This window comes from Rudaea sp., assembly GCF_036560865.1.
Classification (GTDB): Bacteria; Pseudomonadota; Gammaproteobacteria; order Xanthomonadales; family Rhodanobacteraceae; genus Rudaea.
Map to the genome: position 1 here is coordinate 1 of NZ_DATBQK010000008.1, position 13,225 is coordinate 13,225.

General features: G+C 64.5%; 12 protein-coding genes. 7 read left to right on the forward strand and 5 right to left on the reverse strand.

The features are described from left to right. Positions 1–37: 37 nt before the first annotated feature. The 4 genes from VIE67_RS00910 to VIE67_RS00925 form a co-directional block, all read right to left on the reverse strand. Complete coding sequence (locus VIE67_RS00910; protein WP_332022423.1) at positions 38–1,591, reverse strand: alpha/beta hydrolase; 1,554 nt, start codon at positions 1,589–1,591, stop codon at positions 38–40. 9 nt (positions 1,592–1,600) lie between these two features. Next, the gene (locus VIE67_RS00915) at positions 1,601–1,798 is read right to left on the reverse strand and encodes a helix-turn-helix transcriptional regulator (protein ID WP_332022352.1); all 198 of its coding nucleotides are present in this window, start codon (positions 1,796–1,798) and stop codon (positions 1,601–1,603) included. Next, on the reverse strand, positions 1,795–2,202 hold the full coding sequence (locus tag VIE67_RS00920; protein WP_332022354.1) for a hypothetical protein: 408 nt from the start codon (positions 2,200–2,202) through the stop codon (positions 1,795–1,797). Before VIE67_RS00920 ends, VIE67_RS00915 begins: the two co-directional genes overlap by 4 nt. A 111-nt stretch (positions 2,203–2,313) precedes the next feature. After that, positions 2,314–3,063, reverse strand: a complete 750-nt coding sequence (locus VIE67_RS00925) for a ferredoxin--NADP reductase (protein WP_332022425.1) — start codon at positions 3,061–3,063, stop codon at positions 2,314–2,316. A gap of 66 nt (positions 3,064–3,129) precedes the next feature. Between VIE67_RS00925 and VIE67_RS00930 the strand changes: the two genes are divergently transcribed. The 5 genes from VIE67_RS00930 to VIE67_RS00950 all read left to right on the forward strand — a co-directional run bounded on the left by VIE67_RS00930 (position 3,130) and on the right by VIE67_RS00950 (position 7,088). Further along, positions 3,130–4,086, forward strand: a complete 957-nt coding sequence (locus VIE67_RS00930) for an ABC transporter ATP-binding protein (RefSeq protein WP_332022356.1) — start codon at positions 3,130–3,132, stop codon at positions 4,084–4,086. Beyond that, positions 4,083–4,874 carry an ABC transporter permease gene (locus tag VIE67_RS00935; RefSeq protein ID WP_332022358.1) on the forward strand — a complete coding sequence of 264 codons (792 nt, stop codon included), beginning with the start codon at positions 4,083–4,085 and terminating at the stop codon, positions 4,872–4,874. The genes VIE67_RS00930 and VIE67_RS00935 overlap by 4 nt, the downstream gene beginning before the upstream one ends. Before the next feature lie 28 nt (positions 4,875–4,902). Continuing rightward, the gene (locus tag VIE67_RS00940) at positions 4,903–6,279 is read left to right on the forward strand and encodes a M28 family peptidase (protein WP_332022360.1); all 1,377 of its coding nucleotides are present in this window, start codon (positions 4,903–4,905) and stop codon (positions 6,277–6,279) included. A 123-nt stretch (positions 6,280–6,402) separates the two neighbouring features. Continuing rightward, on the forward strand, positions 6,403–6,714 hold the full coding sequence (locus VIE67_RS00945) for a hypothetical protein (protein WP_332022362.1): 312 nt from the start codon (positions 6,403–6,405) through the stop codon (positions 6,712–6,714). Positions 6,715–6,779: 65 nt separating this feature from the next. After that, a complete protein-coding gene (locus VIE67_RS00950; protein WP_332022364.1) occupies positions 6,780–7,088 on the forward strand; it encodes a hypothetical protein in 309 nt (102 codons plus the stop codon). A 61-nt stretch (positions 7,089–7,149) separates the two neighbouring features. On the opposite strand, the gene VIE67_RS00955 is transcribed toward VIE67_RS00950, so the two are convergent. Next, the gene (locus tag VIE67_RS00955; protein WP_332022366.1) at positions 7,150–9,192 is read right to left on the reverse strand and encodes a winged helix-turn-helix domain-containing tetratricopeptide repeat protein; all 2,043 of its coding nucleotides are present in this window, start codon (positions 9,190–9,192) and stop codon (positions 7,150–7,152) included. Positions 9,193–9,558: 366 nt separating this feature from the next. On the opposite strand from VIE67_RS00955, the gene VIE67_RS00960 reads away from it, so the two are divergent. Both VIE67_RS00960 and VIE67_RS00965 read left to right on the forward strand, forming a co-directional pair. Further along, entirely contained in the window at positions 9,559–10,677 is a 1,119-nt protein-coding gene (locus VIE67_RS00960; RefSeq protein WP_332022368.1) for a hypothetical protein, read from the forward strand. Positions 10,678–10,722: 45 nt separating this feature from the next. Further along, positions 10,723–13,206 carry an Ig-like domain repeat protein gene (locus VIE67_RS00965; protein WP_332022370.1) on the forward strand — a complete coding sequence of 828 codons (2,484 nt, stop codon included), beginning with the start codon at positions 10,723–10,725 and terminating at the stop codon, positions 13,204–13,206. Positions 13,207–13,225 lie beyond the last annotated feature (19 nt).

Below are 13,225 nucleotides of genomic sequence, written 5' to 3' on the forward strand. Positions count from 1 at the left end.
CCGCTGCCGAACGCCTTGTGCAGGTCCTGGATGTCGATCATGGTGCGGCTCCGCCGAAGTCGATCAAGGCTGGCAGTGGGCCGAGCGCGTCGGCGCAGCTCACGTCCAGTGTTTTTGCGTGCAGGGTGTCGACGAACTCGCCGACGAGTTTCGGAATGCAGCCGCGACCGATCACGTTATGGCCCTGACCCCTGGCGACCAGCAGTTTCGCGTTGCTCAAACCCTTCATCACCTGCTCGCCGTAACGTGGCGGGGTGACCGGATCGAGTTCGCCTTCGAGCACGAACACAGGTTTGTCGGACTTGATCGGCGCATGAAAGTCCGCAGGTCGTGTGCCATGCGGCCAGACCGCGCATACCGCGCGCAGCGCATCGACCAGGCTCGTGCCGAGCAGGGATTGCGCCTCGTCGGGATCGTCGTGCAAAAGGTCGGCGTCTTCACTGCAGATCACCGAGGCCTGCATGCCGCCGTTCATCGTGGTCGACATGTCTTCCTGCAGCAGCTGGGTTTGTCCGGCCAGCGGCGTGTAGTTGCCCTTGAGGCCTTCGGCGATCGACAGCGGCAGCAGCGCGGCGCTTTCCGGCGAGTAGGCGAACATGCGCACGAGGCCGGCGAGGCGGCTCGCGGTGAAATGTATCGTCGTCGAGGCGAACGTCACCGGATCGCGAAACGAATAGTCCTGGGGTTTGCCGCGCAATGCATCGCGCAGCTTGAGCAGACTGGCGTACGGATCGCCGAATGCCTTGGCGCAGGCAGCGTTGTGCATGCACAAGGCAAATTGGGATTTGAGAGCCGCTTCCAGGTTCTGCGCGAATTCCTGACCCAAGACCAGCTCGTTCGGTGCGACGCTGTCGAGCACGACGCTGCGCACGCCATCCGGGTGACGCATCAGATATTGCTGCGCCATGCGTGTGCCGTAGGACACACCGACCAGATCGAACTGCGGTGCACCCAGCGCCTGGCGCACGTCTTCGAGGTCCTGCGCGGCGATCGTCGTCGTGTATTGGCGCGGATCGGCGCGTTGCTCGACTTCCGCCAGACACTTGGCCACGACGTCGCGGACCTTGCCTGCGTCGAAACCGTCGGCCATCTCGTCGCCATCGGCCGCATCGGTCTTGTCCGCCTTGCAATCGAGCGGATGCGACTGACCGGTGCCGCGCTGATCGAGCAGAAGGATATGGTGATGCTTGCGCAGTGGCGCGAGTGCGGCAGCGATCTGCGGATAGGTTTCGACCGCGGCTTGACCCGGCCCGCCGGCGAGGAAGACGACGATGTCGGTATCCGCACGCTCGGCCTCGCTCTTGATCAGGGCGATCTTGAGGTCGATCTTGCGGCTGTCGGCCTTGTCGCGATTTTCCGGCACCGAGAACGGTGCGCAGAATGCCGCGGTCGTCGCGCCCGAATGCTTCTGGCTCAACTCGCAGGCCTTGAAGGCAAGCGTGCCGAGCGTGAATTCGCGCGCGTTGGCGGGAATCGCCGCCGCGGTCGCCGGATGCGCCGCCACGTTCTCGCTGTGGCCCGGCTTGAAAAACTGATACCAGAACAGGATCGCCGCGACCAATAGCAACGCGGCACGCAGTAGTTTTTTCATCGTCACGGTTCACTCCTTCCCGGGCGCGAAAATCGATTCGATCGATTGACGAAACAGTTTGGCGATGCGAAAGGCGAGCGGCAGGCTCGGATCGTACTTGCCGGTCTCGATCGCATTGACGGTCTGACGCGATACGTCGAGCTTTTCGGCCAGATCGCCTTGCGACCAGCCGGGGCCTTCGCGTAGTTCGCGCACACGATTTTTCACAGGCAGCCCGTTCCGCCATAGCGGCGCCCGAGCCACAAGTGCGTCGCGCCATAAAGCAGGGACAGCACCGGCGCGACCCAGATCAGCACGTCGCCGTCGAGCGCCAGCACACCGGCTGCGCACAGGAAACCACCGATCAGACTGGCGGCGCAGACCACGCCTGTGGCCACGCTCAGCGCGGTCAGATGCAGGCGCTGTTCGAGCTCGTCGCTGTGCATGACGCGTTTGGCCATCAGCCAGATAACGATGACCACCGGCAGCACGACCACCAGTGTCAGCGCGATCTTCCACGGCAGACTCGATACGTGGCGGACGTAGGGCCACGCCAGGAACATCAGGAGCATGTAGACGGCCATCGCCACGAGTACGTGGGTTCGATAGCGTTTTTCGGTGTAGCGCGACATCTAGCCAGCTCCGCTGCATGTGTAAAGCATGCTTGACAGGTGCGACTGTAATCACACGCACGGCGTGTGTCAAGTGTCCTTTACACATGGTGCGCTGCGCGACGGCGAGGTTCAGCGCGAGGAAACGTACTTCTCGCGGCGGATATGCGGAATCGACAGGCCGGCGTCCTTGAGCAGGGCGAAGGCCTGATCGACCATGTTCGGATTGCCGCACAGGTAGGCGATATCGGTCTCGGCGTTGGGCCGCAATTCGTCGAGCGCGACCTGTACGTGCCCGCGGCGGTCGTGCGCGCGCGGGTGCACGCGCGCCTCGCGCGAGAAGCAGGCGTAAAAGTGGAATTGTGGATTTTGCTGCGCGAACGCCTCGAATTCGTCGCCATACAACAATTCGCCCGGATTGCGCGCGCCGTAGACCAGGGCGACTTGCACATCTCGCGTGTGGATTAAGCGCTTGATCTGCGGCAGCATCGCGCGATACGGCGTCACGCCGGTGCCGGTGGCAACCAGGATATAGCGCCGGTTGCTGTCGCCCTCCATCAGGCAGAAACGGCCATAAGGGCCGCTGCCGTCGATGTTCTGGCCTTGCTGCAAATGCCCGAGCAGATCCGTCGCCGCGCCGCCCTCGACATACGACACGGCCATTTCGATCTGCTGCACGGGCGTGCCATCGCCCGCGCCGACCGTCGCGACCGAGTAGCTGCGCTTGGTCGGCTTGCCGTCCGCATAGTTGAAATGCACCTGCACGAACTGGCCAGGGATGAAGTTGAACGGCGTGCCGTCGGCGCGCTCGAAGGCCATATGGCGCACGCTGGGGGCCAGCATGCGGCTATCGGTCAGGCGCAGGGGAAAGTGTTCGGCCACGATTGCTTGAAGTCCGCTCAACTCAAAGGGTCGCTATACTACGCGTTCAGCCCCGTTTGCGCAGCCATGAGCACTGTTCCCCCGATCGTCCCCGCGCTTGAAGTCCAGGATTTACGCAAGATCTATCCCACCGGCGTCGAGGCGCTCAAGGGTATTTCGCTGACCGTGCAGGCCGGCGATTTCTACGCCTTGCTCGGTCCGAACGGCGCCGGGAAATCGACCCTGATCGGCGTGATCAGCTCGCTGGTCAACGCGACGAGCGGCGACGTGCGCGTGTTCGGCATCCCGATCCGCACGCGTCGCAGCGATGCGATGCGCATGATCGGCCTGGTTCCGCAGGAGATCAATTTCAACCTGTTTGAAACGCCGGTCGACATCTGCGTCAATCAGGCCGGCTTCTACGGCATCGAGCGCAAGATCGCGCTAGTCCGCGCGGAAAAATACCTCAAGCAGCTCGGCCTGTGGGACAAGGGTCGCGCGATCACGCGCACGCTCTCCGGCGGCATGAAGCGGCGTCTGATGATCGCGCGCGCGATGATGAACGAGCCGCGCCTGCTGATCCTCGACGAACCGACTGCGGGCGTCGATATCGAAATCCGCCGTTCGATGTGGAAGTTCATTGAGGGCATCAACGCGGCCGGCACCACGGTGATCCTGACCACGCATTATCTGGAGGAAGCCGAGCAGTTGTGCCGCAATATCACGATCATCGATCGTGGCCAGATCATCGAGAACACATCGATGAAAAATTTGCTCAGCAAGCTCGACGTGGAAACTTTCGTGCTCGATCTGCGCGGCGTCTGCGGCGAGCTGCCGCAACTGCCCGACGTAAAGCTCACGCGCATCGACGACCACACGCTCGAGGCCGAGATGTCTCGCGCACACGACCTCAACTCACTGTTCGCCACGCTGTCGGCACGCGGGATCATGGTGACCTCGATGCGCAACAAGGCCAACCGGCTCGAGGAATTGTTCGTGCGCCTGGTCGACCGCACGCTGGACAACGGCAAGGCCGCGGCATGAGTGCCCAGGCCAATCTCATCGCGCTGGGCACGGTCGCACGCCGCGAAGTCGTGCGCATCCTGCGCATCTGGGTGCAGACCCTGCTGCCGCCGGCGATCACAATGACCCTGTATTTCATCATTTTCGGCAAGCTGATCGGCAGCCGCATCGGGCAGATCGCGCAAGGGCCGGACGGCACACCCATTTCCTATGTCGAATACATCGCGCCGGGCCTGATCATGATGAGCGTGATCCAGAACGCCTACGGCAACATCACGAGTTCCTTCTTCGGCGCCAAGTTCCAGCGCTTCGTCGAGGAGATGCTGGTCTCGCCGATGCCGAGTTGGGCGATCCTCGGCGGCTACGTTTCCGGCGCGGTGCTGCGCGGCTTCATGGTCGGCATTATCGTGCTGGCGATTTCCTTGTTTTTTACCAAAATCCACTTGTACCATCCGCTCGTCACCCTGAGCACGTTTCTGCTCGCTGCGGTGATCTTCGCCTTGCTCGGTTTCGTCAACGCGATCTATGCGCGCAAGTTCGACGACATCGTGATCGTTCCGACTTTTGTACTCACGCCGCTGACCTATCTTGGCGGCGTGTTCTACAACGTCGCCCAACTGCCATCGCCGTGGAAGGAAATTTCGCACCTCAACCCGATCCTGTACATGGTCGGCACGTTCCGCTACGGACTGCTTGGCGTGTCGGATATCGATCTGGTCTGGGCCTACGCGATCATGTTCGGGTTCGCCATCGTGCTCGGTTCGTTATGCCTGAATCTGCTTCATCGCGGCGTGGGTTTGCGTTCGTAGAGACTTCAGCACTCCGAGGATTTTGTCCATGCGCATGACGATTTCACTGGCAGCACTGGCACTGACGATTGGTAGCGCAACTGCCGCCGATATGCCGCCGCCGAACGAGCCCGCGGGCCTGCGCGAAATTCCCGAGCAGGTCAGCGCCGACGAATTGCATGCGACGATCGCCAAGCTCGTCGGTTTCGGTACGCGGCATACATTGTCCGATACCAAATCCGACAAACGCGGTATTGGCGCGGCGCGGCGCTGGGTGCAGGCACGCTTCGCCGCGATCGGCAAGGATTGCGGCGGCTGCCTGGAAATCGTCACGCCGGCGCAAACCGTCACTGGCACACGCATTCCGCAGCCGACCGAAGTGATGGATGTCGTTGCGATCCAGCGCGGCACCTCCGATCCGAATCGCGTCGTCGTCATCTCCGGGCATCTGGATTCGCGCGTGACCGACGTGATGAATGCCAAGAGCGATGCGCCCGGCGCGAACGACGACGGTTCCGGCTCGGCGACCGTGATCGAAGCTGCGCGCGTGCTGTCGAAACACAAGTTCTCAGCGACGATCGTCTACGGCGTACTTTCGGGCGAGGAGCAGGGCCTGTACGGCGGCAAGGTGCTCGCCGATTACGCCAAACAGCAGGGCTGGCAGGTCGAGACCGATCTCAACAACGACATCGTCGGCAACACGCACGGTCAGGACGGTGTGGTCGATAACACCACGGTGCGCGTGTTCTCGGAAGGCACGAAGAGCAGCGAGACGCTCGACCAGGCCAAGTATCGACGCTATCACGGCGGCGAGGTCGATTCGCCGTCCCGCAATGTGGCGCGCATGCTCGCCGATCTGGCCGAAAAGTATCTGACGAACTTCCATGTGCAAATGGTCTATCGCACCGACCGCTACGGTCGCGGCGGCGATCAGGTGCCGTTTCTCGAAGCCGGATTTCCCGCGGTGCGCGTGACCGAGGCGCACGAGAACTACACGCGCCAGCATCAGGACCTGCGCAGCGAGAACGGCGTGCGTTACGGCGACACGATCGATGGCGTCGATTTCGCCTATCTCGCGCAAGTCGCGCGGCTCAATGCGCTGACGCTCGCGTCGCTCGCCGCGGCGCCCGCGCCGCCGAGCGGCGTCGACATTGAGGGCGCCGTCGGGTCGGACACGACGATCCACTGGCAGCCGGTCGCGGGCGCCGCCGGCTATCGCGTCTGGTGGCGCGACACGACCGCGGCGCGATGGCAGCACAGCCGCTGGGTCGGCGACGCGAGCAGGGCGACGCTCAAGGACACGGTCGTCGACGATTCGTTCTTCGGCGTCAGCGCCGTGTCGGCCGACGGATTCGCGAGTCCGGTCGTGTTCGCGGGTCCCGCGGGCAGCTTCGCCGGCGCAGGCGCCGACAAGGCGCAGCCGTAATCTTCGGCGCCAATTGCAACCGGTGGGCGATCGCCGGGTTGTACTCCGTTTCGCCGATTCCAGAAGTATACAAGTGAACGCGCAGCACTCGCGGCGCGCCACTCCAACCTTCGAGAAATCGCCATGAACACGACCCGCTTGATCGCCACGATCATCTTCGCCAGCGCCGCCTTCTCGGCGCATGCCCGCGATCCGGTCAGCAAGATCGTGCTGAACTGCCCGGTCTCGCGCATGCCGAGCATGCAGGACGTTGCCAACGTCGTCGGCACGACGAATTTCCAGTCCACCAACAACGCGCGCGGCCGCGTGATCGAACTCGCCAAGCAGGCGTGCAAGCGCGGTGCGGGGTACGTCAACATCGTGTCCGGCGTCGAGCCGACCAACGCGGTCGCGCAGCAACGCGAAGTGAAGAGCGCGGCGAGCCTCACGGAATGACCCGCAGACGCCGCGGCCTGCGTGAGCGGCCGCGGCGATGCCCGAAAAACCATCGGAGAGCCGTCATGCGTATTCGCCACCACATCGCCACTTTCGCGATCGTCGCTGTTGCCGCGGCGGCGCATGCCGCCAGCGGCGGAATCGTGCTTGCCTGTCCGGTCGAGCGCGCGCCACCGCTGCAGGACGTGGCCGCATTGCTCGGCACGACGACGCTGCAATCGACCTACAACGCGCGCGACTGCGTGCTGCATCTGGCGAATCAGGCGTGCCGGCGCGGCGCGCTGGTCGTCAGGGTGATCGCCGGCCCGGAGCCGGCGGATACGCTCGTGCAGCGCGACGCACTCGATATCGCACGCGGCCTGCCCGTGCGTTGACCTGCGTCACCATCGGATTCGCCGTGCTGACGGCAGCGTCCTCGACGCATCGATTCGAGCCTCAGTGGTTCGTGGCGTTGGCCGCGCGGATTTGGTCGATGCCGAGCGCTTCGCTTTCGGACGGCGGCGGCAAGCCGGCTTTCCTGCAGTACTCGGCGAAGCGCGGATCGTCGCGGAAGCGCAGCAGCAGCGGGTCGGCGAGTGCCGAGTAAACGGCTGTGCCGCGGCCATCCCAGTCGCGTTGCAGCCATTCGAACGTCTTGTCGGCGTTGCCGCGCAGTGCATGGACACGGGCGATGGCATAGGTGTTGCTCTTGGCCTGGCCTTCGACGTCGATCAGGTGTTGCAGTGCCGCGTCGGCGGCCGCGCGGTCGTTGCCGATCTGCGCGGCCAGCGCCAGCGCGCGATCGCGCCGGTCGTCCGGTCTCATGCGCGTGGCTTCGGCCAGCGCCGTTGCCGCGTCGCCGCGCAAGATCGCGAGATACGAGCGTTCGCTGGCGTACCAGTCGGCGTCGTTCGGCGCGATCTCGACCGCTTCACGCAGGCTGGCCTCGGCTTCGTCCAGCCGGCCCATGTCGGCTTGCAGTTCGGCCAGAAAGACGCGGGCGAAACCGGCGAGCGGATCGCCGTCGATGTATTTGCGGCGCTCCCTGGTCGCGTCTTCGATCTTGCCGAGCGTGGTTTGCAGGCGGCTGATCGCGCCGTGCGTGGGATCGTTGTCCGGCACGAGTGACAGCGCGGTGCGGAATTCGGCGAGCGCGCCGTTCCAGTCGTACTCGGCCGTGCTCAGCCAGTTCGCGTAGTGGGCATGCGCGTGACCGTAGTTCGGCGTCAATTTCAATGCGGTCTCGATCTCTTGGCGAGCCTGCTTGTAGGCCGCACGCGCCTCGTCACCGTTGAGGCTGTAGCGCGCGAACTGGGTGCGCCAGAATCCGAGCCACGACCACGCTTGTGCATAGTTCGGATCCAATCGCGTCGCTTCGGCGAACTGCTCGATGGCGCGGCGCATGTCCTGGCCGCCCATGTAATACGTGCCGCGCAGATAAGCGTTGTAGGCCTCGAGATTGCCGCTGGCCGGGCGCCCGGTTTCGATCGCGCTGGGCATGCTGTGCAGCAGCTTGATCTGCAGCGCGCCGGTGACGGCCAGTGCGATCTCATCTTGCAGGGCAAACAGATCCTTGTACGTCCGGTCGAAGCGCTGCGTCCATAGCGTACTGCCGTCGGCGGTGCGGACCAGCTGGATGCCGATGCGCACGTCATCGCCGATGCGCTGCACGCTGCCCTCGATCAGGTGGCCGACGCCGAGCTTCGCGCCGATGGCCTTGCTATCTTCCTTGCTGTCGCGGAAGTGGAACGACGAACTGCGGCTGATCACCTTCAAGCCTTCGAATTGCGACAGCATGATGATCAGGTCTTCCGACAAGCCGTCGGACAGGAATTGCGGGGCGCTGCCGTCGGTATTGACCAGCGGCAGCACGGCGATGCTGCGCTGTTCCGTCGCGGCTGCGGCATCCGTCGTCGCCGCGGATTGCGTCCATGGCCACAGCTTCCAGCCGGCGAAGGCGAGCAGGGCGAACAGCAGCAGGAGCGCCGCAACTGACGGCTTGCGCGTGCGCGCCGGCGCGGGAGGCGCCGCATCGGCGTCCTTCGCGTCTGCCGGTATGGCCACCGCGAGCGGAGCCTCGTCGACGCTCCGGCTCGCGTCGGGTACGGATACCTCGGCCGCAACGGCGCCGCGGTCTTCCCGCGCGCGCGCGCGCGGCACTGCGCGCACGTCGGCATCGAAGCGATAGCCGATGCCGTGCACCGTATGCAGATAACGCGGCTCGTCGCCTTGCTCGCCCAGCGCATGCCGAAGCATGGTGATGACACGGCTGAGCACGCTCGGGGTGATATGCCGATGGCTCCAGACCGCATCGAGCAGTTCATCGCGTGTGCATACGCGGCCGGCGCGTTCAACGAGCAGCACCAGCGCGTCGAATGCCTTCGGTTCCAGCGATACCTCGACGCGGTTCACCCATAGGCGCCGGCCCGCCGTGTCGATCTCGACCGCGTCGAAGGCCAGCCACTTCGCGTCTGCGTCGGTTTCCGTCATGCCAGCCATTTCAACCCCGATTCCTGCCCCGTATTCGCAAAGTCCGCGAATCAATCCGTTGACGACCCCGTGTGCGTGCCTACCCGCACGCCTCACATATTTCCAAACGCTTTCTCACATTGTCCCGCAAGTCCGCCTCAAGCATGGACGCGGAGAAGACCGGAATCTCTCTGCATCGGCGGCCCGCCGATCTCCCGCGGAGAACCGCCCCCACTCAACTCAAGTGTACGTCCCATTTCGCTGTTTTGTCGCACGCCGTCAAGCTGCGGTCGGCGGAGATATCTGCCGACGCTTGTGCCGCGTCGCGTCGTTGGCCTTCTGCGGCCCACGGCGCGTTGCCCGACGCAGCTTGCGCAACAACCGGCGGCTGCGCGGATGAAGACGATGGATTCCCGACCACCCAGACAAGGAAATGCCATGAATTGTGCCCGCATCACCCCGCTCATTGCCGCCCTGCTCGCCGCCGGCGCTGGCACGGCGAGCGCACAGAATTTCGGACCCTGGGGCGATCCGCAGTCCGTCGTCGCGATCAATACGGCCGCCGCCGAAGGCTGTCCGATCGAATCCCCGGACGGCTTGGCCCTGTACTTCGCTTCGAGCCGCGCCGGGGGCCTGGGCAAGCAGGACATCTGGCGCGCGTTCCGCGCCACGCTGCAGTCGGCTTGGGGCGGGGCCGAAAACCTGGCTGCCCCGGTGAACTCGGGCGAGTTCGATTACTGCCCGACGCCGCTGCCCGGCAACCAGCTGCTGTTCGTAAGCTCGGTGCAGGTCGACAACGCGCACACAACGGCGACCTATTTCGACTGCTATGCGGGCGACACGCCGCCGCCGCCGCCGACAGGCGGCCCGTCGGCCGGCGACATCTTCCTGAGCACTGAAGGCGCGGCCAATGTCTGGGCGACGCCGGCCAACCTCGGCTGCTATCCGAACGGCCCGAACACCGCGGGCGCAGAATTCAGCCCCTCGCTGGTGACGACGGCCGAGGGCACCTTCCTGTTCTTCTCGAGCAACGGCTATCCCGACAGCCAGGGCCAGGACATCTACACAAGCCAGCGGGCAAATGATGGCAGCTTCGGGCCGGGCGTGCGCCTAGCCGAATTGTCCACCGCCGCCGACGACCGCATGCCGAGCGTGCGCTCCGATGGCCTCGAGATCGTATTCAGCTCGAACCGCGCCGGCGGAACCGCGTTCGACCAGGACATCTACGTCGCGAACCGCCTGAATACGCATTCGCAGTGGTCGGCACCGGTGCGCATCAACAATCTCAACATCAACACCACCGCCTCGGAAACGCGCTCCTCGCTGTCGGCGGACGGCACGCGGCTGTACTTCGGACGCAAGCTCGACATCAACGATCCGGGGGACGTATTCGTCGCCACACGCGCAGCGATCGCTGCGGCCGCGCAACCCGCACCAAGCCTCGCGTGGCCGATGCTGCTCCTGCTTGCCGCGCTGCTGGGGGCTTTCGCATGGCGACGCTCGCGCGCAATGTAATTATGCGATTCATCGCACCCGAATTTGCTCGCTAGGTGAAACCCGATGCAAGGTAGTGTCAGAAGTCTGTTCGCCCTTGCGATCCTGATCTTGGCTGGCGTCGCCCAGGCCGCGATCCCGACTGCCGAGCGGCAGGCATTGCTCGACCTGTACGCCCAGACCAATGGCACCGGCTGGACCAGCAGCATCAACTGGAACGGCGCGCCTGGCACCGAGTGCAATTGGGAGGGCATCAGCTGCGATGGCACGCAAAGCCACGTGAGAATGATCATTCTCTACGAGAAGCACCTATCGGGCACTCTGCCCCCGCTATCCGCCTTGACTGAACTGGCCGGTTTCGAGGTCTGGAACAACCAGCTGACCGGCCCGATACCTTCGCTCTCGGGCTTGAGCAATCTGAGTGGATTCTATGCCGAAAACAACCAGCTGACCGGCCCGATACCATCGCTCTCTGGCTTGAGCAAACTGGGCGCTTTCATTGTCACCAACAATCAGCTGAGCGGCCAGATACCGTCGCTCTCCGGCTTGAGCGCTCTGATCTTTTTCGAGGCCAATTACAACCAGCTGACCGGCCCGATACCGTCGCTCAAGGACTTGAGCAGTCTCATCATCTTCCAGGTCAGCTTCAACCAGCTGAGCGGTCCGATACCTTCGCTTGCGGGCTTGAGCAATCTGTTTGATTTCGAGGCCTTCGAAAATCAGCTGAGCGGTCCGATACCTTCGCTCTCGGACTTGAGCAGTCTCGCCACTTTCGAAGTCGGCGCCAACCAGCTGACCGGCCCGATACCGCCCCTCTCGGGCTTGACCAATCTGGTTACCTTCGATGTCGGCTCCAACCAGCTGACCGGCGCGATACCTTCGCTCTCGGATTTGAACAAGCTGGAGAGTTTTTATGTCCCCGTTAACCAACTGACCGGCCCGGCACCACTCGTGCCGAACCCGAGCCGCCTGGCTATGCGGGGAAGCGCGCTGTGCCCTAATTACCTCGATCCTGCGGCCAACCCTCCGAGCACGAACGATCAGGCCTGGAATACCGCGACCCAAGACACCCCGTGGTCCACGCGGTGTACTGCTGCGGTCAGCTACACGGTCACCACCCAAGCCACCCCGGCCGGCGCCGGTAGCCTCGTCTGCGCCAGCCCGGTAAACGCCGGCGCGATCAGTGCCTGCACTGCCACGCCGGTCGCCGGCCAGGTCACGCAAAGCATCAGTGGCTGCGGCGGCACGGCCACGGCCACGGGCGTCAACGGCTACACCACCGGTCCAGTCAACGCCGATTGCACGGTGACGGCGATATTTGCGGCCGTCGTACCGACGACCTACACCGTCACCGCCGTAGCCGGTCCTGCCGGTACCGGCAGCCTCGTCTGCGCCAGCCCGGTGAACGCCGGCGCGATCAGCACCTGCACTGCCACGCCGAACGCGGGCTATGGCACGCAAACAATCAGTGGCTGCGGCGGCACGCCCACGGGGACTGGCGCCAACACCTACACGACTGCCGCGGTGAACGCCGATTGCACGGTCACCGCAACCTTCGCTGCGGCGGTACCGACGACCTACACCGTCTCCGCTGTGGCCGCGCCGATCGGCACCGGCAGCCTCGTCTGCGCGAGCCCGGTGAACGCCGGCGCGACCAGCACCTGCACTGCCACGCCGAACGCGGGCTATGTCACGCAAACGATCAGTGGCTGCGGCGGCACGTCCACGACCAGTGGCGTCAACAGCTACATTACCGGTGCTGTAAACGCCAGCTGCACGGTGACGGCCACCTTCGCTAAAACGGTGACGAATCCGGTGCCGGTGTTGCTGGCATGGCCCGCGCCTGCGCCGATTGCCTACGGCACCGCGCTGGGCGCGGCGCAGTTGAACGCGACGGCGACCTCGAACGGCAATCCGGTCGCGGGCACCTTCACCTACACGCCCGCCGCGGGCACGGTACTCAACGTCGGCGCGAATCAGGTGTTGTCGGCCACTTTCGTACCGAGCGACACGGCAAGTTATGCCACGCCTGGTTCGCCGGTGACGACGACGCTCACCGTCAACGCCGCGCCGCTCACTCCAGTGACGATGACGCTGACGGCGTCGCCGGCAACGATCAGCCAGGGCCAGAGCGTACTGCTGACGGCGACGGTGAACGGAGCGGCGACGAACCCGACGGCCGTCGAAACAATTGAACGCCGTGCGTCGTCGCCAGCATCGGCTCCGGCGGCAGCGGTTGCGCCTACGGGCAGCGTGATATTCAAGGACGGCGGCACGGTAATCGGTTCGGTCAATCTGGACGGCAATGGCATCGCCGCGTTGAGCGTCTCCACGCTCGCGGCAGGCACGCACAATGTGATCGCGACGTACGCGGGCGACGGTACGTTCGCGTCGGCGATGGCGACCGTCAGTGTGGTCATTGCCTCCGCCGCGCAAGCTCCGGTGGCCGCGCCGGCGCTCGATAAGGCAGCACTGTGGTTGCTCGCTCTGCTGTTTGCGGGACTCGGCGCCGCGGCGCGCAGGAACAAGGGGCGCCTGCGCGTCCCCTGAGGCCAGCGCAGGATGTGCC